This window comes from Streptomyces sp. NPDC079141 (assembly GCF_040686775.1).
Classification (GTDB): Bacteria; Actinomycetota; Actinomycetes; order Streptomycetales; family Streptomycetaceae; genus Streptomyces.
Genome location: NZ_JBFBLP010000001.1, coordinates 829,672 through 850,887 on the forward strand (window position 1 = coordinate 829,672; position 21,216 = coordinate 850,887).

Annotated in this window: 18 protein-coding genes; 7 read left to right on the forward strand and 11 right to left on the reverse strand. The window is 71.8% G+C overall.

The annotated features are described in order from the left end of the window. Positions 1–2 precede the first annotated feature (2 nt). Positions 3–2,339: an excinuclease ABC subunit UvrA gene (locus AB0Q90_RS03890; RefSeq protein ID WP_363158833.1), complete on the forward strand. Its 2,337-nt coding sequence runs from the start codon at positions 3–5 to the stop codon at positions 2,337–2,339. Here the strand turns inward: AB0Q90_RS03890 and AB0Q90_RS03895 are convergent. From AB0Q90_RS03895 to AB0Q90_RS03905, 3 genes are all read right to left on the reverse strand, one after another. After that, positions 2,299–3,042 carry a CoA transferase subunit B gene (locus AB0Q90_RS03895; RefSeq protein ID WP_363158834.1) on the reverse strand — a complete coding sequence of 248 codons (744 nt, stop codon included), beginning with the start codon at positions 3,040–3,042 and terminating at the stop codon, positions 2,299–2,301. The genes AB0Q90_RS03890 and AB0Q90_RS03895 overlap by 41 nt on opposite strands. A 1-nt stretch (position 3,043) precedes the next feature. Beyond that, entirely contained in the window at positions 3,044–3,820 is a 777-nt protein-coding gene (locus tag AB0Q90_RS03900) for a CoA transferase subunit A (RefSeq protein WP_363158835.1), read from the reverse strand. Positions 3,821–3,973: 153 nt separating this feature from the next. Then, positions 3,974–5,461, reverse strand: a complete 1,488-nt coding sequence (locus AB0Q90_RS03905; protein WP_363158836.1) for a PHB depolymerase family esterase — start codon at positions 5,459–5,461, stop codon at positions 3,974–3,976. Positions 5,462–5,779: 318 nt separating this feature from the next. Here AB0Q90_RS03905 and AB0Q90_RS03910 point away from each other — a divergent pair, with 318 nt between their 5' ends. The 5 genes from AB0Q90_RS03910 to AB0Q90_RS03930 all read left to right on the forward strand — a co-directional run bounded on the left by AB0Q90_RS03910 (position 5,780) and on the right by AB0Q90_RS03930 (position 12,308). Further along, entirely contained in the window at positions 5,780–7,201 is a 1,422-nt protein-coding gene (locus AB0Q90_RS03910) for a tannase/feruloyl esterase family alpha/beta hydrolase (protein WP_363158837.1), read from the forward strand. Between the two features lie 97 nt (positions 7,202–7,298). After that, the gene (locus tag AB0Q90_RS03915; protein WP_363158838.1) at positions 7,299–8,093 is read left to right on the forward strand and encodes a 3-hydroxybutyrate dehydrogenase; all 795 of its coding nucleotides are present in this window, start codon (positions 7,299–7,301) and stop codon (positions 8,091–8,093) included. Positions 8,094–8,171: 78 nt separating this feature from the next. After that, entirely contained in the window at positions 8,172–9,545 is a 1,374-nt protein-coding gene (locus AB0Q90_RS03920; protein ID WP_363158839.1) for an MFS transporter, read from the forward strand. A 275-nt stretch (positions 9,546–9,820) separates the two neighbouring features. Next, a complete protein-coding gene (locus AB0Q90_RS03925; protein WP_363158840.1) occupies positions 9,821–11,761 on the forward strand; it encodes a GAF domain-containing protein in 1,941 nt (646 codons plus the stop codon). Between the two features lie 67 nt (positions 11,762–11,828). Beyond that, positions 11,829–12,308 (forward strand): DUF6882 domain-containing protein, encoded by a 480-nt coding sequence (locus tag AB0Q90_RS03930; RefSeq protein ID WP_363158841.1) that lies wholly within the window; start codon positions 11,829–11,831, stop codon positions 12,306–12,308. Here the strand turns inward: AB0Q90_RS03930 and AB0Q90_RS03935 are convergent. From AB0Q90_RS03935 to AB0Q90_RS03965, 7 genes are all read right to left on the reverse strand, one after another. Continuing rightward, a complete protein-coding gene (locus tag AB0Q90_RS03935) occupies positions 12,296–13,378 on the reverse strand; it encodes an ABC transporter substrate-binding protein (RefSeq protein ID WP_363158842.1) in 1,083 nt (360 codons plus the stop codon). The two genes, AB0Q90_RS03930 and AB0Q90_RS03935, sit on opposite strands and share 13 nt — an antisense overlap. Continuing rightward, a complete protein-coding gene (locus tag AB0Q90_RS03940; RefSeq protein ID WP_363158843.1) occupies positions 13,281–14,192 on the reverse strand; it encodes a lysophospholipid acyltransferase family protein in 912 nt (303 codons plus the stop codon). Before AB0Q90_RS03940 ends, AB0Q90_RS03935 begins: the two co-directional genes overlap by 98 nt. Then, a complete protein-coding gene (locus AB0Q90_RS03945; protein ID WP_363158844.1) occupies positions 14,192–14,953 on the reverse strand; it encodes a GNAT family N-acyltransferase in 762 nt (253 codons plus the stop codon). The genes AB0Q90_RS03940 and AB0Q90_RS03945 overlap by 1 nt, the downstream gene beginning before the upstream one ends. A gap of 129 nt (positions 14,954–15,082) precedes the next feature. After that, positions 15,083–16,108: a hypothetical protein gene (locus AB0Q90_RS03950; RefSeq protein ID WP_363158845.1), complete on the reverse strand. Its 1,026-nt coding sequence runs from the start codon at positions 16,106–16,108 to the stop codon at positions 15,083–15,085. Between the two features lie 97 nt (positions 16,109–16,205). Continuing rightward, entirely contained in the window at positions 16,206–16,955 is a 750-nt protein-coding gene (locus tag AB0Q90_RS03955) for a succinate dehydrogenase/fumarate reductase iron-sulfur subunit (protein WP_363158846.1), read from the reverse strand. Continuing rightward, positions 16,952–18,898 (reverse strand): fumarate reductase/succinate dehydrogenase flavoprotein subunit, encoded by a 1,947-nt coding sequence (locus AB0Q90_RS03960; protein WP_363158848.1) that lies wholly within the window; start codon positions 18,896–18,898, stop codon positions 16,952–16,954. The genes AB0Q90_RS03955 and AB0Q90_RS03960 overlap by 4 nt, the downstream gene beginning before the upstream one ends. A gap of 2 nt (positions 18,899–18,900) precedes the next feature. After that, positions 18,901–19,572, reverse strand: a complete 672-nt coding sequence (locus tag AB0Q90_RS03965) for a succinate dehydrogenase (protein ID WP_363159084.1) — start codon at positions 19,570–19,572, stop codon at positions 18,901–18,903. Between the two features lie 121 nt (positions 19,573–19,693). Here AB0Q90_RS03965 and AB0Q90_RS03970 point away from each other — a divergent pair, with 121 nt between their 5' ends. Then, the gene (locus AB0Q90_RS03970) at positions 19,694–20,578 is read left to right on the forward strand and encodes a LysR substrate-binding domain-containing protein (RefSeq protein ID WP_363158850.1); all 885 of its coding nucleotides are present in this window, start codon (positions 19,694–19,696) and stop codon (positions 20,576–20,578) included. Positions 20,579–20,725: 147 nt separating this feature from the next. Here AB0Q90_RS03970 and AB0Q90_RS03975 read toward each other — a convergent pair whose 3' ends face one another. Continuing rightward, on the reverse strand, positions 20,726–21,184 hold the full coding sequence (locus AB0Q90_RS03975; RefSeq protein ID WP_363158851.1) for an ester cyclase: 459 nt from the start codon (positions 21,182–21,184) through the stop codon (positions 20,726–20,728). Positions 21,185–21,216 lie beyond the last annotated feature (32 nt).

Genomic DNA, 21,216 nt, shown 5'->3' on the forward strand with positions numbered 1-21,216 from the left:
GCATGCACGACCCCCACGACCCCCACGTCCGCGTCCGCGGCGCCCGCGAGCACAACCTCAAGGGCGTGGACGTCGACATCCCGCGGGACGTGCTCGCCGTGTTCACCGGGGTGTCCGGCTCGGGGAAGTCCTCGCTCGCCTTCGGCACGATCTACGCCGAGGCCCAGCGCCGCTACTTCGAGTCGGTGGCGCCGTACGCGCGCCGGCTGATCCACCAGGTCGGGGCGCCGAAGGTCGGGGAGATCAGCGGGCTGCCGCCCGCGGTCTCGCTCCAGCAGCGCCGCTCGGCGCCCACGTCCCGCTCGTCGGTCGGCACGGTCACCAACCTCTCCAACTCGCTGCGCATGCTGTACTCGCGGGCCGGGGACTACCCGCCGGGTGCCGAGCGGCTCGACTCCGACGCCTTCTCCCCGAACACGGCCGCCGGTGCGTGCCCGGAGTGTCACGGACTCGGCCAAGTCCACCGTACGACCGAGGAGTTGCTGGTCCCCGACCCTTCGCTGTCGATCCGGGACGGCGCGATCGCCGCCTGGCCGGGCGCCTGGCAGGGCAAGAACCTGCGCGACATCCTCGACACGCTCGGCCACGACGTGGACCGGCCGTGGCACGAACTGCCCGCCGAGGAGCGGGAGTGGATCCTGTTCACCGACGAGCAGCCGGTCGTCACCGTGCATCCCGTGCGGGACGCGGACCGCATCCAACGGCCCTACCAGGGCACGTACATGAGCGCCCGGCGGTATGTGATGAAGACGTTCGCGGACTCCAAGAGCCCGACGCTGCGCGCCAAGGCGGAACGCTTCCTGGCCAGTGCGCCCTGTCCGGCGTGCGGCGGGAGCCGGCTGCGGCCGGAGGCGCTCGCGGTGACGTTCGCGGGCCGGACGATCGCCGAGCTGGCGGCGCTTCCGCTGACCGACCTCGCCGGCCTCCTGCACGGCACCTCCGAGACCGCCCGCGTCCTCACCGACGACCTGAAATCCCGGATCGGCCCGGTCGTCGAACTGGGCCTCGGCTATCTGAGCCTCGACCGCGCCACCCCCACCCTCTCCGCGGGCGAGCTCCAACGCCTGCGCCTGGCCACCCAGTTGCGCTCCGGACTCTTCGGGGTCGTCTACGTCCTCGACGAGCCGTCCGCCGGACTGCACCCGGCGGACACCGAGGCCCTGCTGACCGTGCTGGCCCGGCTGAAGGCTGCCGGGAACTCGGTGTTCGTGGTGGAGCACCACCTCGACATCGTCCGCGGCGCCGACTGGCTGGTGGACGTCGGCCCACGTGCGGGCGAGCACGGCGGGCGGGTGCTGCACAGCGGCCCGGTGCCGCAGCTGGCCGGGGTCGAGGGGTCGGCGACGGCCCGCTTCCTCTTCGACCGATCACCCTCTGAGACGCGTGAAGTGCGCACCCCCAGCGGCCAGTTGAAGGTCGGCCCGGTCACCCGGCACAACCTGCGCGCGGTGACCGCCGAGTTCCCGCTCGGCGTGTTCACCGCGGTCACCGGCGTCTCGGGTTCGGGCAAGTCCACGCTCATCGGCGAGATCACGCAGGACCTGGCGGGCGTGGGCCGTCTGGTCTCCGTCGACCAGAGGCCGATCGGACGCACCCCGCGCTCCAACCTGGCGACCTACACCGGCCTCTTCGACGTCGTACGCAAGGCGTTCGCGGCCACCGACGCGGCGCGGGAGCGCGGGTACGGCGTCGGCCGGTTCTCCTTCAACGTGGCGGGCGGGCGCTGCGAGACCTGCCAGGGCGAGGGGTTCGTCAGCGTCGAGCTGCTGTTCCTGCCGAGCACCTACGCGCCCTGTCCCGACTGCGCGGGCGCGCGCTACAACCCCGAGACGCTGGACGTCACCTACCGGGGGCGGAACATCGCGCAGGTGCTCGACCTCACGGTGGAGGCGGCGGCCGCCTTCTTCGCCGACACCCCGGCGGTGGCGCGCAGCCTGGGCACGCTGCTCGACGTCGGCCTCGGCTATCTGCGGCTCGGCCAGCCCGCGACCGAGCTGTCCGGGGGCGAGGCCCAACGCATCAAGCTGGCCAGTGAGTTGCAGCGCGGCCGCCGCGGCCACACCCTCTACCTCCTCGACGAACCCACGACCGGCCTCCACCCGGCCGACGTCGAGGTCCTGATGCACCAGCTGCACGGCCTCGTCGACGCCGGGCACACCGTCATCGTCGTCGAGCACGACATGGCCGTGGTCGCGGGCGCGGACTGGGTGATCGACCTGGGTCCGGGCGGCGGCGACGCGGGCGGCCGGATCGTGGCGGCGGGCCCGCCGGCGGAGGTGGCTCGGGCGGAGGGCAGCGCTACGGGACCGTATCTGGCTCGGGTGCTGCAAGGGAGTTGATCCCGTCTGGCACGGACGCTGACAGGGAATTGATCCCGTCCGGCACGGACGCTGAAAGGGAGTTGATCCCGTCCGGCATGATCAGCTGCGCGCCCGTGGCGGCCCGGACCTCCTCGACACTCACGCCGGGCGCCAGTTCGGCCAGGACGAAGCCGTCCTCGGTGATGTCGACGACCGCCAGGTCGGTGATCACCCGCTGGACGACGCCCCGGCCGGTGAGCGGCAGGCTGCACTCGGCGACGAGCTTGGGGGTGCCGTCCTTGGCGGTGTGCTCCATGAGCACGACGACCCGGCCGGCGCCGTGCACGAGGTCCATGGCCCCGCCCATGCCCTTGACCATCTTGCCGGGGATCATCCAGTTGGCGAGGTCGCCGTTCTGCGAGACCTGCATGGCGCCGAGCACGGCCGCGTCGATGTGGCCGCCGCGGATCATGCCGAAGGACAGCGCGGAGTCGAAGAAGGAGCCGCCGGGCAGGGTGGTGACGGTCTCCTTGCCCGCGTTGATGAGGTCGGCGTCGAGTTCGTCCTCGGTCGGGTAGGGGCCCACGCCCAGGATGCCGTTCTCGGACTGCAGGACCACCTCGACACCGGGCGGCAGGTGGTTGGGGATGAGCGTGGGAAGGCCGATGCCGAGGTTGACGTAGGAGCCGTCGGCCAGTTCGCGGGCGGCCCGGGCCGCCATCTGCTCGCGGGTGAGGGCCATGTCAGCCGGTGCCTTCCTGTCGAACGGTCCGGCGCTCGATGCGCCGCTCGGCCGCGGGGTCGCCGGGGCTCACCCGGACCACGCGCTGGACGAAGATGCCGGGCAGATGGATCTCGTCGGGGTCGAGTTCGCCCGGCTCGACGAGGTGGTCCACCTCGGCGACGGTGATCCGGCCGGCCATGGCGGCCAGCGGGTTGAAGTTGCGGGCGGAGGAACGGAAGACGAGGTTTCCGTGCCGGTCGCCGATGGTCGCGCGGACCAGCGCGAAGTCGGTGGTGATGCCGTGTTCGAGGAGGTGGGGGCGGCCGTCGAAGTCGCGTGTCTCCTTGGCGGGCGAGGCCACGGCGACCGAACCGTCGGGGCCGTAGCGCCAGGGCAGTCCGCCCTCGCCGACCTGGGTGCCGGTGCCCGCGGGGGTGTAGAAGGCGGGGATGCCGGCGCCGCCGGCCCGCAGCCGCTCGGCGAGTGTTCCCTGGGGGACGAGTTCGACCTCCAGTTCCCCGCTCAGGTACTGGCGGGCGAACTCCTTGTTCTCGCCCACGTAGGAGCTCGTCATGCGCGAGATCTGCCCGGCGGCGAGCAGCAGCCCGAGGCCCCAGTCGTCGACGCCGCAGTTGTTCGAGACGATCCTCAGGTCGCTCACCTGACGCTGCCACAGGGCGTCGATCAGGGTGCCCGGTATCCCGCACAGCCCGAAGCCGCCCACCGCGAGCGAGGCGCCGTCGGGGATGTCGGCCACCGCCTCCACGGCGCTCGCGACTGTCTTGTCCAGACCCATACGGTCCCTTTCGCTCGGGCAGCCGGGCTGACCGTGCTGGTCAGAGCGGGTGCGAGTACATCCGACGGGCAGCGAGCCTAGGCAGACGGCACCGGGGCGACCATGGGTGTCAACCACATGGTGGCCCCGGTGGAGGTGGTGGTCAGCAACAGGTCAGGCCGGGCAGCCCGAGTCGGCGAGGACGTAGTAGCCGGCCGAGGTCTGCTGGAGGGTGTGTGTGGTGAAGGTGTTCCACAGGCCCATCGACTGGCCGGAGCCCTTGGCGTAGGCGTAGCCGCCGCTCTGGTAGGCGCGTCCGGCGGCCACATGGTCGTAGTTGCTGGCCGTGTGGCAGGTGGGGGTGAACCCGGTGGTGGTCGCGGTCACCGTCGAGGAGGCCGCGCCCGCCGTCCCCTCCGCGTCCACGGCCGTCACCGTGTAGCTGTACGAGGTCCCGGTCGCCAGGCCGGTGTCGGTGTACGTCGTGGAGGTGGTGGTGCCCACCTTCGTTCCGCCGCGGTGGACGTTGTAGGAGGCGGCGCCGTCGACGGCGTTCCACTTCAGGGAGGCGCTGGTGTCACCGGTGCCGGTGACCGTCAGCCCCGTGGGTGCGGGCAGGGACCCGCTGCCCTGGTCGCCGCCGTCCAGCCCCCAGAAGCGGGCGGTGTGGTAGCTGGAGCAGATGGTGTCGAGGTAGTACGTGCCGGTGGTGCCGCACTGGTCGGTGCCACTGCCCGGGTCGACGGCGAGTCCGTGTGTCATGCCGGAGACGGAGTAGACCTCGACGGCGGGTTGGCCGGAGGCGTCGTTGTAGACGCTCAGCGTGGTGCCGCCGGTCAGGTTCTCGGTACGGGAGGGCGTCTGGCCGATGCCCCACACGTTCGTCCACTGGTCGCGCAGTTCGGTGGCGTTGGCGGGCTTGACGGTGGTGTCGGCCGTGCCCTGCCAGATCGCCACCCGGGGCCAGGAGGTGGTGCCGGAGGGTGCGGCGGAGCGGACGAGGGCGCCCCACTGGGCGGGGGTCTTGTCCGGCAGGCTGTACATGCAGGTGTAGGCCGCGGAGACGCTGTTCGCGCAGTACGCGGGCAGGCCGGAGTCGACGGCTCCGCCGGCGAAGACGTCGGGGTAGGCGGCGAGCATGTTCGCGGTCATGCCGCCGCCGGCGGACAGGCCGGTGATGTAGACGCGCCCGTTGTCGCTGCCGTACTGCGTGACGGCCTTGTCGACCATCTGCTTGATCGACAGTGCCTCGCCCTGTCCGCGCGCGCTGTCGCCCGACTCGAACCAGTTGAAGCAGGAGTTGGCGTTGTTCGCGCTGCTGGTCTGCGGGAAGACCACCGCGAAGCCGTAACTGTCGGCGAACTTCGGCCAGCCCGAGTGTGCGTAGTAGTCGCTCGCGCTCTGCGTGCAGCCGTGCAGGGCCACGACGAGCGGGGCGCCGGAGGGCAGGCCGTCGGGCACGTAGGCGTACATGGACAGGTTGCCGGGGTTGGTGCCGAAACCGGTGACCTGGGTCAGGCTCGCGGCGGACGCCTGGGGGCTCGCGGCGACCAGGCCGGCGGTGAGGGCCAGGGCGCCGGCGGCCGCGGTGAACCAGCGGCGGACGGCTCCGCCGAGGCGGCGGCTCCGGGCGGAGGGGACGGGGTGGTACGGCTCTGTCATGACGGCTCTCTCCTGGTGGGGTGGGGGCACGTCGTGGAGCGATGCCGGGGTCCCGCCCGGCACTTGACGTGGCGTGCATCATCGGGCCGCGGAGCCACGGGCTGACATGGGCGGGACAAACATGGTCGGCGGAAGGCCTGTGTCCCGGGCATCCATGGCCGCGCCCTCGACCGGACGTGTACAGCACAGGGCAGACCGGCCGGGGTGGTGTCCCGACCCACCGTCAGGGGCCGGACGGTGGTTGACCAACCCATGTGTCAAGACGAATCGGCGTCATAGCCTCCGCGCGTCCCTATCCGCGATCTCGGAGGCACACCGATGCGTCGTCTCTCCCCCGGCTCCCCGACACGCCCCTGGCAGCGGGGTGTTCCGGCAGCCCTCGCCCTGGCGGCCCTCGCCTTCACTCCCCTGCCCGCCACGGCCGCAACCGCGAGTCCGGGCGGTCACTGCGCGCAGGGGACGCAGGTACGCGTGCCCGGCGCGGAGCACCAGCAGGCGGCCTGCCTGGACGAGTTGACCACGGCGGGCACGGTGGCCTCGGGTCACACCGACCCGGCCGACTGGGCCGGGCTGACCCCGAAGGACCTGGCCGTTCCTGACGGTGTGCCGGGCGTCCAGATCGACGGCTACTTCCCCGACACCTCCGCCACCAACACCAACCACGGCTGGAAACACGACGCCCAGTTCGTCATCCGCCTGCCCGACCGGTGGAACGGCGGCCTGGTCGTCGCCGGCACCCCCGGCAACCGCGAGCAGTACGCCAACGACCGGGCCATCGCCGACTGGGTGCTGGCCCGCGGCTACGCCTACGCCGCCACCGACAAGGGCAACACCGGCCTCGCCTTCCACCGGGACGGCGAGACGCCGGGCGACGCGATCGCCGAATGGAACGACCGCCTCACCCAGCTGACCAGAGCCGCCCGTGCCACGGTCGCCCAGCACTACCACCGGGCACCCTCGCGCACCCTGGTGACGGGCATGTCCAACGCCGGATACCTGGTGCGCTGGCAGCTGGAGAACCACCCCGAGCTCTACGACGGAGGAGTCGACTGGGAGGGCACCCTGTGGCGCACCGAGGGACCCAACCTGCTGGACTTCCTGCCCAAGGCGCTGCGGCACTACCCGGTGTACGCCGCCGGCGGCGAGGGCGCCGGGCAGGCGCAGGAGGCCCTGCACAGCGCGGGGTTCCCGGCCGGGTCGGAGTTCCTGTGGCCGTACCACCACAAGGTCTACTGGGACCTGACCCAGCGCATCTACCGCGAGGAGGTCGACCCGGGCTTCGACGGGGCGACGGAGGCGGGTACGCCGTACTGCGCGCCGGGGACGCCGGCCTGTGACGCCGACTACGACTACGCAGCGCGGCCCGAGGAGGTCCACCGGGCGGTGGCGAAGATCGGGCTCACCGGGCGCATCGGCAAGCCCCTGATCACCCTGCAGGGCACCCTGGACGTCCTGCTGCCGATCAGCGAGGACTCCGACGTCTACGCCCGTATGGTGCGCGAGGCCGGCCGTGGTCAGCTGCACCGCTACTACCGGATCGAGGGCGGCACGCACACCGACTCGCTGGTCGACACGTTCCCGGACCGGCTGCGTCCTCTGACGCCGTGCCATCGGACGGCGTTCAAGGCGCTGGAGGGCTGGCTCGGGGCGGGGCATCGGCCGCCGGCGTCCCGGACCGTCGATCTGCCCGTCGGGGCGGTGCCCGGAACCCTGTCGGACACCTGCTCCCTGGGCCGCTGACATCTGACTCTATGGTGGCTGGCACCACCACCAGGGCGGGTTTTATGGCTGTTGCATACATGGGAGAGGCTCCCGGTGCTCCCTACTGTTTCCGGCCATGACGAACACATTTCCCGCCCCGGCCCCTCTGCCGCCGCCTGCCGCCGCGATCGACCTGAGCGGACGTTCGGCGCTGGTGACCGGTGGCGGCAGCGGCATCGGCCGGGCCTGCGTGCTCGCCCTGGCGCAGGCGGGGGCCGTCGTCCACGTGGTCGACCGGGACGCCGCGGCGGCCAAGGCCGTGGCGGAGATCGCCGGCGGCGAGGCGCACGTGGCCGATCTCGCGGACGCGGGAGCCGTGGACCTGCTCCCGGCCGAGGTCGACATCCTGGTCAACAACGCCGGACTGCAGCACGTGGCCCCGCTCACGGAGTTCCCCCCGGAGCGCTTCGAGCTGATCCAGAAGGTCATGGTCACCGCACCGTTCCTGCTGATGCGCCGCGTCCTGCCGCACATGTACGAACGCGGCTGGGGCCGGCTCGTCAACCTCTCCAGCGTCCACGGCCTGCGGGCCAGCGCCTACAAAGCGGCCTACGTCGCCGCCAAGCACGCCCTGGAAGGGCTGAGCAAGGTCGCCGCGATCGAGGGCGCCCCCCACGGCGTCACCAGCAACTGCGTCAACCCCGGCTACGTCCGCACCCCGCTCGTCGAGGGCCAGGTGCGCGACCAGGCCGCCGCGCACGGCATCAGCGAGGGCGACGTGCTCTCCAACGTCATGCTGGCCCGCTCCCCCGTCAAGCGCCTCCTGGAGGCCGACGAGGTCGCCGCCGCCGTCCTGTGGCTGTGCGGCCCCCACACCGGCTACCTCACCGGGGCCTCCCTGCCCCTCGACGGCGGCTGGACCGCGGGCTGACCCACCACCGCCCCCGCGCCGCCGCACACCGTCCCCGCACCACCCCGTCCTGTCCCGTTCGTGAAACCCGGTGAACCCATGTCTGACAGCACCGCCACACCGCGCCGCGGCATCAGCCGCATCGTCGCCGCGAGCCTGATCGGCACCACCATCGAGTGGTACGACTTCTTCCTCTACGGCTCGGCCGCAGCCCTTGTGTTCAACACGCTGTTCTTCCCCAGCGCCGACCCGCTGGTGGGCACGCTGATCGCCTTCATCACGTACGCCATCGGGTTCGCCGCACGGCCGCTCGGCGGCATCGTCTTCGGCCACTACGGCGACAAGATCGGACGCAAGAAGCTGCTGGTGGTCAGCCTGCTGATGATGGGCGGCGCCACCTTCGCCATGGGTCTGCTGCCCACCTACGACAGCATCGGCGTCGGCGCGCCGGTCCTGCTGACCGTGCTGCGCCTGATCCAGGGCTTCGCACTGGGCGGTGAATGGGGCGGGGCGGTCCTGATCGTCTCGGAACACGGCGGCGACAAGCACCGCGGCTTCTGGGCGTCGTGGCCACAGGCGGGCGCGCCCGGCGGCAACCTGCTCGCCACCGGTGTGCTGGCGCTGCTGGCCGCGTTCCAGTCGGAGGCCGCCTTCCAGTCCTGGGGCTGGCGCGTCCCCTTCCTGCTCTCCGGGGTCCTCGTGGTGATCGGCCTGTGGATCCGGGTGTCGGTGTCCGAGTCCCCGGTGTTCCTGGAAGCCCAGGCCAAGGCGGAGGCCGCCGCCGCGCAGGGCATCAAGGAGGAGGCCCCGGTCGTCGAGGTGTTCCGGCGCAGCTGGCGCGAGGTCCTGTCCGCCATCGGCACCCGCTTCGGCGAGAACATCTCGTACTACATCCTCACCTCGTTCCTCCTGGTCTACGTCACCGTCCACCTGGAGCTGCCCAAGAGCACCGCGCTGAACGCCGTGCTGATCGGCTCGGCCGTCCACTTCGTCACCATCCCCGCGTGGGGCGCCCTGTCCGACCGCGTCGGCCGCAGGCCGGTCACACTCATCGGCTCCGTGGGCATGGCGGTCTGGGCGTTCGTCTTCTTCGGCCTGGTCGACTCCGAGTCGTTCACCGTGATCGCCCTGGCCGTGACCGTCGGCCTGCTGCTGCACGGCGCGATGTACGGGCCGCAGGCCGCGTTCATCTCCGAGATGTTCGACACCCGCGTCCGCTACTCCGGCGCCTCCATGGGCTCCCAGCTCGCCTCCATCGTCGCCGGCGCCCTCGCCCCGATCATCGCCGTCGAACTCCTCAAGGACTACGACTCCTCCACGCCCGTCAGCGTCTACCTGTGCGTGGCAGCCGTGGTCACGACGATCACCGTGGCCGTCACCAGGGAAACCCGCGGCCGCGACCTCACCCGCTCGGCGGACGAGGCCGAAGAGCCGACGACCACTCCCGCCGTCCCGGCGGCCGACCGGGCCTGACACGACACGGGAGCGGCGCCCGGGCGGGTCCGCCGGGCCGGGTCCGCCAGGCCAGGCCCGCCAGGCCAGGCCCGCCAGGCCAGGTCAGACCTGACACGACAGCTGAAGCCCGCCGAGCCGGGTCTGCCGGGCCACGGGTTGAAATCCGCTCGGACGCGGCACCGCGAACCTCTCGGCCGGATCCGCCGGGCCGGGCACCGCACGGCGGGCGACCCCCGTCCGACGCGACACCTGAAAGTCATTGAGCCCGCTCCACCCGCCCGAGAGGAGGCGTCATGGCCGTCGGCCGTGGAACCGAACCGCGCACAGCGGCACGCACGGAGGCATGCGCGCGCCGGCTGCTGGAGCTCCTCGCCGCCGACGCCCCCGCCGAGGAGCTCGCGGCCGAGCCGGCCCGCTCGCGTGCCGACGGGGCCGCGGACGCCGCGTGGATCGAGGAGACCACCGAAGTCGCCCTGTCCGTGCGGCGCGTACTCGACCAGTACCGCCGCCGCGAGGCGGAACTGGTGGCGTTGTTCGACACCGCGGGCGACCTGGCAGGCCTGCGCGATCTCGACGCCGTGCTGCGCGCGATCGTCAGGCGGGCGAGGACGCTGCTGGGTGCCGATGTCGCCTACCTGACGCTCAACGACCCGATCGCGCGCGACACGTTCATGCGGGTCACGGACGGATCCGTCTCCGCGGCCTTCCAACAGCTCCGGCTGGGCATGGGCGAAGGGCTCGGCGGGCTGGTCGCGCAGACCGCCCGGCCCTACGCCAGTACGGACTACCGCACCGACCAGCGGTTCCGGCACACCGGGGCGATCGACGACGGCGTGGCCGAGGAAGGGCTGCGCGGGATCCTCGGCGTCCCGTTGCGCGTGGGCGAGGACATCATCGGAGTGCTGTTCGCCGCGGACCGCACCCCCCGCGAGTTTCCCCCCGACGCCATCGCCCTCCTCGGCTCGCTCGCGGACCACGCCGCCGTCGCGATCGACAGCGCCCGCCTGCTGGAGGAGACCCGCAAGACCCTGGCACGGCTCGAAGCCGCCAACGCGACGGCCCGCGCCCACAGCGACGCGCTGCACCGGGCCTCCGACGCCCACGACCGCCTCACCAAGCTCGTGCTGCGCGGCGCCGGAATCGACGACGTGGCCGCCGAGATCGGAGCGCTGCTCGGCGGCGGTGTGGCCGTCCACGACACCGACGGCAGCGAACTGGCCAGAGCCGGGACCCTGCCCGTGGAACCCTGCGCCGAGAGCCTGACGGCCTCCCGAAGCGACGGCCGCGCGGTCCATGCGGACGGCGTGTGGACCTGTGCCGTACTGGCCGGGGCCGAACCGCTCGGCAGCATCGTGCTGACCGGACGGGCCGACCTGTCCGAGGCGGACCAACGCCTGTTCGAGCGCGCGGCGCTGGTCACGGCCCTTCTACTGCTGATGCGCCGGTCCGTCGCCGAGGCCGAGGACCGGGTGCGCGGCGAACTCCTCGACGACCTCCTCGACGGTCCCGCCTCGTCGGCGCACTGGGACGGCGGAAGCCTGACCTTGCGCGGCCGCCGCCTCGGGGTCGACCTGGCCCAGCCCCACGCCGTCGCCGTCCTCGACTGCGAGCCGCCGCTGCGCCCCCGGCTGACCGCCGAGGCCACCCGCAGGGCCCGCCACCTGGGCGGTCTGGCAGGCACCCGGCTCGGCCACGTCGTCCTCCTGGCCCCGTGCGAGCAACCCGGCCCCCTGGCCCGCACCCTGGCCACGGACCTGACCCGCATCCTCGGCACACCCGTCACCGTCGGCGCCGCCGGCCCGGGCCAAGGACCGGACCACCTGGCCGCCACCCACGCCGAGGCACTGCGCTGCCTGACCGCCCTCCACGCCCTCGACCGCACCGGAGAGGGAGCCGACATCGCCGACCTCGGCTTCGTCGGCGTCCTGCTCGGCGACCGCGCCGACGTCACCTCCTACGTCCAGCGCGTCCTCGGCCCCGTCCTCGACTACGACGCCGAACGCGGCACCGAGCTGCTGCGCACCCTGCACGCCTACTACGCCCAGGGCGCCAGCCTCTCGCGCGCCAAGGACGCCCTGCACGTCCACGCCAACACGGTCGTCCAGCGCCTCGAACGCGTCGCCCAACTCCTCGGCCCCGACTGGAACACCCCCTCCCGAGCCCTGGAAACCCACTTGGCCCTACGCCTCCATCAGCTCACCCGGGGGGCGGCCACGGCGCAGGAAGCCTGGTGAGCGGCCGCCCGATGCTGCCGTCCGTCGATGAGAAGATCTTGTCGACAGGCCCGTACGAGGAGGCACCGTGGAAGACCGCTCGAATCATGACCACTCCGGCTGGGAGGAGGTCGTGAGCGCGGCTCGCGAGCGTGCCCGAGCGCGGCAGGCCCTCATGGTGGAGCGCTACGGACTGTCCGGGGACGTGCAGTACAACTGGTCGATGGACGACGCGCGGATCACGTGGTCGCGTGACGAGCAGGTGTTCCTCACCGGGCGACTCACGATGATCGGCAGTGTGAGCCTCGCCCAGCAGAGCTGGCTGTGGTCCTGGGCGAACGATTCGCTGCCGCGCGCGGTCCTGGGGGACATCGAGCGGGTACGGCGGTTCGGCGAAGCGCACGACTACCCGGCCCTCCCCCGGCCGGGCTTCGCCTACGACCCCGAACTCGTCGCCGAGGCACGGATGGTCGCGGCGTCGGTGCTCGATGCCGAGGGGCTGTGGGCGGACTCGACGGACAACGTGCAGCTTCACTTTCTGCTGCACGATCTCTCTCAGCCGGCGTGAAGGATCCTGAAGCGACCGAGTTCCGCGGGGTCGCGGTCAACGACCTGGATGGGCGCCCAAGTCCACTGCCACACACCGATACCCGGCGTGCGGGAGAACTGGATCCGTCCGCGGGTGCCTTCGACCGCGACGCGCGGCCAGGCTTCCGCGATGCGCGCCCGGTCCGTGCCGTGTGAGCGAAGCACCTCGGCGAGGACGGTGATCGTGTCGTAGCCCTCGAAGGCGACGAACGAGGGCGCCGCGCCCAGCCGTTCACCCAGGGCCGTCCCGACGCGCGTACCCAGTGGGCCGAGGCGCTCCGGCAGGTAGCGCAGGAACGGAATCGCGGCGCCGTCGTCGCCCAACGCCTTCGCCCATTCGGCGAACTCCGGCTGCCCGGCCGGAGCACCGATCAGCATCTCGGCCAGCCGCTTGTCCCCACGGACGGACTGCACGATCGGCACGGCCGGCTCCGGATGGCCGACCAGGAGAAGAAGTGCTGTAGCGCGGCTGTCGACGAGCGCGTCGCACACGGCCGCCGGGGTGAGCGCGGTCATGTCGAGCTCGGTGACGGTGCCGCCGTGCGCGGCGAGGTGGTCCCGCAAAATCCCGGTCCCGGTCGCCCAGTAGACACTCGGCTGGGTCGCTACGGCGATGCGTCGGTGGCCCGCGCCGAGGAGGAAGTCCGCGTAGACCCGCCAGCCCCGGGACTGCGGCGGGGAGAGGCGCGCGACCCATTGCGTCGGCTGTTCGGTGAGCGCGTCGAGGACCGCTGACGAGCACAGGTACGGCAGGCCGAGGGCGTCGGCCCGGGTGGCAGCGGCGCGGGCGACGACGCTGTGGTACTCCCCCGCCAGCGCGGCCACGCCCAGCCGGGCCAGTTCTTCTACGGCCGTCTCGGCCCGCCGTGGGTCCGCCGCGGTGTCCCGGACCACCAGCTCCAGTGGCCGTCCGCCGATCCCGCCGCCGTCATTGACCTCGCGAACGGCCAACTCAAGGCCGGCGAGCAGGTGTTGGCCGGCCTCGGCCCAGCCGGGCCGGGTCAGCGGGGCGAGGGCGCCGATCCGGACGGGCGATCCGTGGGTGATCATGCCGGACATTGCATCCACCGCTGTCGCCGACAGGCAAGCGATTATTCACGGCCGACTCGGCGGCCCCGGCCAGTGCGCGGCGGTCGGCGTGGGTGCACGGCCTGATCAGCTCCCGTACCTCGACCTCCGCCACCAGTTCACGGGCCGTCGCCACCCGCCACAGTGACGTGAGCAGATTGTCCTCACCGACGAACGCCGGCGCCGTGCTGGTCGTTCCCCGCGCGATCCGGTACCGCAGGTGTACGGGCTGTACCGGGACGCCCGCGTCGAGGGCGGCCTGGAAGACGGCCCGGCGGAAGTGGCCCTGGGCGCGTCCGCACCAGGTGCTGCCCTCGGGGAAGACGCCGACCGCGGCGCCGTCCCGCAGGGCCTGCGCGATGCGGGCGACGGTGTCCGGGAGGGCGCGCAGCCGGTCCCGTTCGATGAAGAGGACGCCGCCCAGCGCGGCCAGGGGTCCGGCCACCGGCCACTGCCGTATCTCGGTCTTGGCCAGCATCCGGGCCGGCCGCACGGCGGCGAGCAGGGGGATGTCCAGCCAGGAGATGTGGTTGGCGACGAGGAGGAGTCCGCCGTCGGGCGGGGCCGCGCCGGTGATCTCCACGCGTACGCCCGCCGCCCGCACGACCGCCCGGGACCATCGGCGGACCGGCTCGGCCGGGATGCGCCGGCCGAGCGGGGCCAGGGCGACGCCGACGAGCAGCAGGGACACGACCGCCAGCAGCCGGAGCACCGCGCGGGGTGCGGAAATCGACGTCCCCGTCCGCTCCACGCACGCCCCCGGGGTGCAGGGCGCGCTGGGCAGCCAGACGCTCATCAGGCCGGGACGAGGGAGAGGAAGTGCCGCAGATAGCGCTGGTTGACCCGGCTCATCGACAGCAGGACGTACAGGTCGGCGACGCCGAAGTCGGGGTCGAGGGCGGGCTCGCCGCACACCCAGGCGCCCAGGCGCAGATAGCCGCGCAGCAGGGGCGGCAGCTCCGTGCGGCCGGCGGCGGGCTCGCCCGGCGTCCATGGCAGCAGGGGCCGTACCCGGTACCCCTCGGGGGCCAGGTTCTTGGCGCGCACCCGTTCCCAGGTGCCGGAGGCCAGTGCGCCGCCGTCGGCGAGCGGTATCGAGCAGCAGCCGGCCAGCCACTCGTGGCCGCCCTGGACCATGTAACGGGCGATGCCGGCCCAGATGAGGCCGATGACCGCGCCGTCACGGTGGTCGGGGTGGACGCAGGAGCGGCCGACCTCGACGAGGCCCGGGCGGATCGAGTCGAGCCGGGTCAGGTCGAACTCGCCCTCCGAGTACAGCCGCCCGGCGACCGCGGCCCGCTCCGGCGGCAGCAGCCGGTAGGTGCCGACCACCTGCCCGGTCTCCGTGTCACGGACGAGCAGGTGGTCGCAGTAGGCGTCGAAGGGGTCGATGTCGTACCCGGGCTGGGGGCCGGACAGCAGGGCACCCATCTCGCCGGCGAACACGTCGTGCCGCAGCTTCTGCGCGGCCCGCACGTCGGCCTCGTCGCGGGCGAGGGTGACGGTGTAGCGGGTGGGCGCCTGCGGGGGACGGTCGAGCGTGGATACGCCGGTCATGGCTCTCTCCTGGTCACGGGCCGGGGACGGTTGAGCGGCCGCAACAGTTCTTCCGATGCCGGGCGTCCTGCGCGTGTCCACCGCCAGGAGAGGGGATGTGGGGTTGTTGAACGGAACGGTCCGGGCCCGTCACCGGGCCGGTGCGCAGCCCTCCAGCCAGTAGCGCGTCTCGGCGGCGTCGAGGACCCGTTCCAGGACGAGGTCGCCGGTCATATGCGGGAAGAACCGGCCCGAGGGCCAGCTGCGCTCGTAGGGCGGCGGGTCGAGGACGAGCAGGCGGACGCCGTCGACGACCGGGATGTCGGCGGGCGTGCCCTCGTTCCACACCCACTCCCCGCCGGAGGTCACCAGGTTGAACGACCCCACGGTGTGCACCTGTCCCGGCGCGTCCCGGCACACCGCCGCCTCCTCGGGGGAGGGGGCCCGGCCGGGCACATGGCCGCCGCCGACGAGCACGTCCGCGAGCAGGGTGTGCAGCTGGAAGTTGTCGCCGATGCCGCTCATCCGCATCCGGTAGCCGGTGCCGGTGGGGCGGTGCAGTACGACCAGTGGCTCGTCGTCGAGGACGAGCAGGGCGTAGAACAGGCACTTGAACTCGTGCCCGGAGGCCTCCGTCACCGCTCGCACCGCCCGCAGCAGCCGGGTCCGCAGCGAGCCGTCCAGGGCGGTGCGCACGCCGGGGTGGTTGAGCATGGCGAGGGTCGCCATCTCGAACTGGGGCAGCGACAGCCAGGCCAGGGCCGCCTCCGGTCCCACCCGTTCGAAGATCGCCGGATCCGCCTCGCCGGGCTCCGGGTCGGGGAAGTCCCCGCCGCCTGTCTCCGCCCACCGCTCGCAGAACTCCCCCACGGCTGCCAGGGTCTCGGCCAGCTCCACGAAGATGTACGGCGCGCAGGCCGCCGGGTCGGCGCCGCGTTCCACGCAGGCGCCGACGATCACGGCTATGGTGCCGCGCGGCCCCGGCGGCACCTCGGACAGCAGGGCGGCCAGGCGCGGGCCGGCCTGTGCGACCTCCTGCGGCCCCGCGTCCTGGAAGCCGCGGTACATCTCGTGGAACGCGCGTTCCGCCCGGTCCGGTTCCTGCTCGCGCACCGCGGCCTCGAACTGGCCCACGGCCTCAACGAACCGTTCCTGCTGCTGACTTCCGAAGATCATGCGCGCAGACTACCGAGGCCCCAGATGCGAGACGGGGCCGGGGAGCACCACTCCCGGCCCCGCCCGTCCGCGCGATACGGCGAACGTCTTCGGCTGCCTACTTCTTGGCCACCTTGCGCGTGGCCCGCAGCCACTCCTTGTTCATGCCGGTGATGGACATCAGCGGAATGCCCTTCGGGCAGGCGGTCGCGCACTCCCCGGTCAATGTGCAGCCGCCGAAGCCCTCTTCGTCCATCTGGGCCACCATGTCCAGCACCCGCGTCTCCCGCTCGGGCGCGCCCTGCGGCAGCACGTTCAGATGGTTGATCTTCGCCGAAGTGAACAGCATCGCCGCCCCGTTGGGACAGGCCGCCACACACGCCCCGCATCCGATGCACTCGGCGTGCTCGAAGGCGAAGTCGGCGTCCGGCTTCGGCACCGGCGTCGCGTGCGCCTCCGGCGCGGCCCCCGTCGGCGCCGTGATGTAACCGCCGGCCTGGATGATCCGGTCAAAGGCCGACCGGTCCACGACCAGGTCCTTGATCACGGGGAACGCCGACGCCCGCCACGGCTCGATGTCGATCGTGTCGCCGTCCCTGAAGGACCGCATGTGCAGCTGGCAGGTCGTCGTGCGCTCGGGCCCGTGCGCGTCGCCGTTGATGACGAGCGAGCAGGCGCCGCAGATGCCCTCGCGGCAGTCGTGGTCGAAGGCGACCGGGTCCTCGCCCTTGAGGATGAGCTCCTCGTTGAGCGTGTCGAGCATCTCCAGGAAGGACATGTCGGAGGAGATGCCGTCCACCTCGTACGTGGACATGGCGCCGTCGGCGTCGGCGTTCTTCTGCCGCCAGACGCGCAGGGTGAGCTTCATGCGTAGCTCCGCTGAGTGGGGTGGACGTACTCGAAGACCAGGTCTTCCTTGTGCAGGGTCGGGGCCTCGCCCGTCCCGGTGAACTCCCAGGCGGCCGCGTAGGTGAACTCGTCGTCCCTGCGGGCCGCTTCGCCGTCGGACGTCTGCGACTCCTCGCGGAAGTGGCCGCCGCAGGACTCGCTGCGGTGCAGGGCGTCGAGGCACATCAGCTCGGCGAGCTCCAGGTAGTCGACGACCCGGTTGGCCTTCTCCAGCGACTGGTTGAACTCCTCGCCGGTGCCGGGCACCTTGATGCGCCGCCAGAACTCCTCGCGGATCTGCGGGATGCGCTCCAGGGCCTTGCGCAGGCCGGAGTCGGTGCGGGCCATGCCGCAGAACTCCCACATGAGTTCGCCGACTTCGCGGTGGAAGGAGTCGGGGGTGCGGTCGCCGTCGACGGAGAGCAGCAGGTTGATCCGGTCCTCGGTCTCGGCCAACACCTCCTGTACCGCGGGGTGTTCGGCGGTCACCGACTCCTGGTGCGGGTTCTTGGCCAGGTAGTCGTTGATGGTGGCCGGCAGTACGAAGTAGCCGTCGGCCAGGCCCTGCATCAGCGCCGAGGCGCCCAGCCGGTTGGCCCCGTGGTCGGAGAAGTTGGCCTCACCGACCGCGAACAGGCCGGGGATCGTGGTCTGGAGGTCGTAGTCGACCCACAGTCCGCCCATCGTGTAGTGCACGGCCGGGTAGATCCGCATCGGCACCGAGTACGGATCCTCGTCGGTGATCCGCTGGTACATGTCGAAGAGGTTGCCGTACTTGGCCTCTACGGCCTTGCGGCCCATCCGCTTGATCGCGTCCGCGAAGTCGAGGTAGACCCCCTGCCCGCCGGGGCCGACGCCGCGGCCCTCGTCGCACACGTTCTTCGCGGCACGGGAGGCGATGTCACGGGGCACCAGGTTGCCGAAGGAGGGGTAGATGCGCTCCAGGTAGTAGTCGCGCTCGTCCTCGGGGATCTTGTTCGCGGGACGGTCGTCGTCCTTGGCCTTCGGCACCCAGATACGGCCGTCGTTGCGCAGCGACTCGCTCATCAGCGTCAGCTTGGACTGGTGGTCGCCGGTGCGCGGGATGCAGGTCGGGTGGATCTGGGTGAAGCAGGGGTTGGCGAAGTAGGCGCCGCGCCGGTGTGCCCGCCAGACGGCGGTGGCGTTGGAGTTCATGGCGTTCGTCGACAGGTAGAAGACGTTGCCGTAGCCGCCGCTGGCGAGGACGACGGCGTCCGCGAAGTAGGTGTCGATCCTGCCGGTGATCAGGTCCCGGGCGACGATGCCGCGGGCCCGGCCGTCGATGACGATCAGGTCGAGCATCTCGGTGCGCGGGTGCATTTCGATGTTGCCCGCGGCGATCTGCCGGCTGAGTGCCTGGTACGCGCCGAGCAGCAGCTGCTGGCCCGTCTGACCGCGGGCGTAGAACGTCCGGGAGACCTGGACGCCGCCGAAGGAGCGGGTGTCCAGCAGACCGCCGTACTCACGGGCGAAGGGCACGCCCTGCGCCACGCACTGGTCGATGATCTCCACGGAGATCTGCGCGAGGCGGTGCACGTTCGACTCCCGCGCCCGGAAGTCGCCGCCCTTGACGGTGTCGTAGAACAGCCGGTGGACGGAGTCGCCGTCGTTGCGGTAGTTCTTCGCGGCGTTGATGCCGCCCTGCGCGGCGATCGAGTGGGCGCGGCGCGGGGAGTCCTGGTAGCAGAACTGGACGACGTGGTAGCCCTGTTCGGCGAGCGTGGCCCCGGCGGAGCCGCCGGCCAGACCCGTGCCGACGACGATCACCGTGTGCTTGCGCCGGTTGGCCGGGTTGACCAGCTTGGCCTCGAAACGGCGCTTGTCCCAGCGCTCGTTGATCGGGCCGGAGGGGGCCTTGGAGTCGACGACGGGTTCGCCGGTCACGTATTCCGTGTACGTCATGGTCAGCTCACCACTCCGGTCATGACGCCCACGGGTACGGCGATGAAGCCGGCCGTGAGCAGCAGTGCGAGGACGTTGGCCGTGGCCTTCAGGGCACGGTCGCGGCTGCGGCTGCCCGCGCCGAGGGTCTGGGCCGCGCTCCAGAAGCCGTGCCGGATGTGCAGGCCGAGCGCGAGCATCGCGACGATGTAGATGACGTTGCCGTACCAGGTGGAGAAGGTGTCCACGACGTTCTGGTAGGCGTGGCCCTCCTGGAAGCCGCCGGAGTGCACGGTGCCGGTGGTCAGGTCCAGGATGTGCCAGACGATGAACAGGCCGAGGATGATCCCGCCCCAGCGCATGGTGCGCGTGGCGTAGCTCGCCCGCGGCTTCTTGTGCACGTACTTGCTGGGCCGTGCCTTGATGTCGCGGCGGCTGAGCTGGTAGGCGGACGTGGCGTGCGCGACGACGGCGACGACCAGCACGACGCGGATGAGCCACAGCGTCCACTCGTAGTGCATGAAGGGTTCGCCGACCGTGCGCAGCCAGTGCGCGTAGTGGTTGAACTCGCCTGCCCCGAAGAAGATCTTCAGGTTGCCGATCATGTGGACGACCAGGTACAGCAGCATGATCAGTCCGCTGACCGCCATCACGGTCTTCTTGCCGACGGAGCTGTCCCACACCGTGCGTGCCATGGACGGCCGTCGGTCCGTCCGCGTTGCCAGAGCCATGGCTCAAGACGCTAGGGCCGGACGGCCCCATCGGTCCAAGACATGGTCCGCCTCGATTCGATAGGTGATGCCTATCATGAGGGCCATGCAGTTCCAGCAGCTCCAGTACTTCGTGGCAGTCGCCGAGACCCGGCACTTCACCCGGGCCGCCGACCTCGTCCACGTGGCGCAGCCGTCCCTGTCCCAGCAGATCAAGGCGCTGGAGCGTGAGCTGGGCGCCGACCTGTTCCTGCGGGCCCGCGGCAACATCACGCTCACCGACGCGGGCGAGGCCCTGCTGCCGCTGGCCCGGCGGATCCTGGCCGACGCGGATACAGCCCGGCTCGAAGTTCAGGAACTCGTACAGCTGCGCAGCGGCCGGGTCCGGCTGGGCGCGACACCGAGTCTGTGCACCGGCCTCCTCCCGGACGTGCTGCGCGCCTTCCACGACCGCTATCCCGGCATCCGCCTGATGATCGAGGAGGGCGGCTCGCACGATCTCGTACGGGAACTGGCGCGCGGCGCCCTCGACCTGGCCCTGGTCGTCCTCCCGCTCCCGACGCCGTCCCCGGCGCTCGCCACGGTGGAACTGCTGCGCGAGGACCTGGTCGTGGTCTCCTCCCCGGACGCCCCCCGGCCCGGCCACGGCCGCCGCTCCGTACGGATCGCCGACCTGGAGGGCGAACGCCTGGTGATGTTCCGCCACGGCTACGACCTGCGCGAACTGACCGTCGCCGCCTGCCGCGCCGAGGGCTTCGAACCGGACTTCGCGGTCGAGGGCGGCGAGATGGACGCGGTCCTGGGCTTCGTACGCGCCGGGCTGGGGCTGGCCGTCGTCCCGCGGATGGTGGCGGCACGGGCGGGGCGCGGGCTACGGGTCACTCCGCTGGCCCGGCCCGGCCTGCACCGCACGATCGCACTGGCGCACCGCAGCGACGTGGCCCCGCCGCGGGCCGCGAGGGAACTTCAGCGGATGCTGCTCGAACGCTAAGCGCTCCGCTCGAAGTACAGCACCGTGCCGTCGGTCGGCCGCGACGCCGTCGTGGCTGGTCGCGCCCGCGCGGCGGAGCCGCATATCGATACAGCCCCGCGCCCCTTCAGGGCGCTACCGAACCGCAGCCGACTTCGCCCGGCCCGCTTAGGCGGCCGCCCTGCGGCGGGCCGCCGCCTCGCGTACGGCGTCCAGCGGGATCCCCGCCTGTTCGCAGAGCGTGGCCAGGTCGAAGTAGATCGTCTCGCCGGCCATCAGACCCTCCTTGAAGGGGACGATGTTGGCGAAGGGCACCTCGAAGGCGCCCCCGCCGGGCGGGACGCCGAGCCAGTGGCCCAGGCTGGTGCCGCGCAGGGTTCCCCACACGGCGATGACCTCGTCGCCGAAGGCGATGCCCTCGTCCTGCGGGGCGAGGTCCGGGAAGGCGACGAAATACTGCTGTCCGTACGCGGCCCGCACCGCTTCCCGCCCCTGACTGCGCAGCCCCAGAGCCTGCGTCTCCAGGAAACAGTCGTCGGCGAAGGTCTGCAGGATCGAGTCGATGTCGCGCGCCGCCTCGGCCGCGCGGTGGGCCTCGAAGAGGCGACGCATGTTCACGACGTCCATGGCTGCGCTCCCTCCGCTCAGGGCGCCGGCGG

Excerpts from the sequence above, each read along its gene's own strand:
- AB0Q90_RS03905 (WP_363158836.1), bottom strand. The coding sequence starts at position 5,461 with ATGACAGAGCCGTACCACCCCGTCCCCTCCGCCCGGAGCCGCCGCCTC.
- AB0Q90_RS03910 (WP_363158837.1), top strand. The coding sequence starts at position 5,780 with ATGCGTCGTCTCTCCCCCGGCTCCCCGACACGCCCCTGGCAGCGGGGT.
- AB0Q90_RS03960 (WP_363158848.1), bottom strand. The coding sequence starts at position 18,898 with ATGACGTACACGGAATACGTGACCGGCGAACCCGTCGTCGACTCCAAG.
- AB0Q90_RS03940 (WP_363158843.1), bottom strand. The coding sequence starts at position 14,192 with ATGAGCGTCTGGCTGCCCAGCGCGCCCTGCACCCCGGGGGCGTGCGTG.
- AB0Q90_RS03915 (WP_363158838.1), top strand. The coding sequence starts at position 7,299 with ATGACGAACACATTTCCCGCCCCGGCCCCTCTGCCGCCGCCTGCCGCC.
- AB0Q90_RS03965 (WP_363159084.1), bottom strand. The coding sequence starts at position 19,572 with ATGGCACGCACGGTGTGGGACAGCTCCGTCGGCAAGAAGACCGTGATG.
- AB0Q90_RS03895 (WP_363158834.1), bottom strand. The coding sequence starts at position 3,042 with ATGGCCCTCACCCGCGAGCAGATGGCGGCCCGGGCCGCCCGCGAACTG.
- AB0Q90_RS03945 (WP_363158844.1), bottom strand. The coding sequence starts at position 14,953 with ATGACCGGCGTATCCACGCTCGACCGTCCCCCGCAGGCGCCCACCCGC.
- AB0Q90_RS03970 (WP_363158850.1), top strand. The coding sequence starts at position 19,694 with ATGCAGTTCCAGCAGCTCCAGTACTTCGTGGCAGTCGCCGAGACCCGG.
- AB0Q90_RS03955 (WP_363158846.1), bottom strand. The coding sequence starts at position 16,955 with ATGAAGCTCACCCTGCGCGTCTGGCGGCAGAAGAACGCCGACGCCGAC.
- AB0Q90_RS03935 (WP_363158842.1), bottom strand. The coding sequence starts at position 13,378 with ATGATCACCCACGGATCGCCCGTCCGGATCGGCGCCCTCGCCCCGCTG.
- AB0Q90_RS03890 (WP_363158833.1), top strand. The coding sequence starts at position 3 with ATGCACGACCCCCACGACCCCCACGTCCGCGTCCGCGGCGCCCGCGAG.
- AB0Q90_RS03925 (WP_363158840.1), top strand. The coding sequence starts at position 9,821 with ATGGCCGTCGGCCGTGGAACCGAACCGCGCACAGCGGCACGCACGGAG.
- AB0Q90_RS03900 (WP_363158835.1), bottom strand. The coding sequence starts at position 3,820 with ATGGGTCTGGACAAGACAGTCGCGAGCGCCGTGGAGGCGGTGGCCGAC.
- AB0Q90_RS03920 (WP_363158839.1), top strand. The coding sequence starts at position 8,172 with ATGTCTGACAGCACCGCCACACCGCGCCGCGGCATCAGCCGCATCGTC.
- AB0Q90_RS03950 (WP_363158845.1), bottom strand. The coding sequence starts at position 16,108 with ATGATCTTCGGAAGTCAGCAGCAGGAACGGTTCGTTGAGGCCGTGGGC.
- AB0Q90_RS03975 (WP_363158851.1), bottom strand. The coding sequence starts at position 21,184 with ATGGACGTCGTGAACATGCGTCGCCTCTTCGAGGCCCACCGCGCGGCC.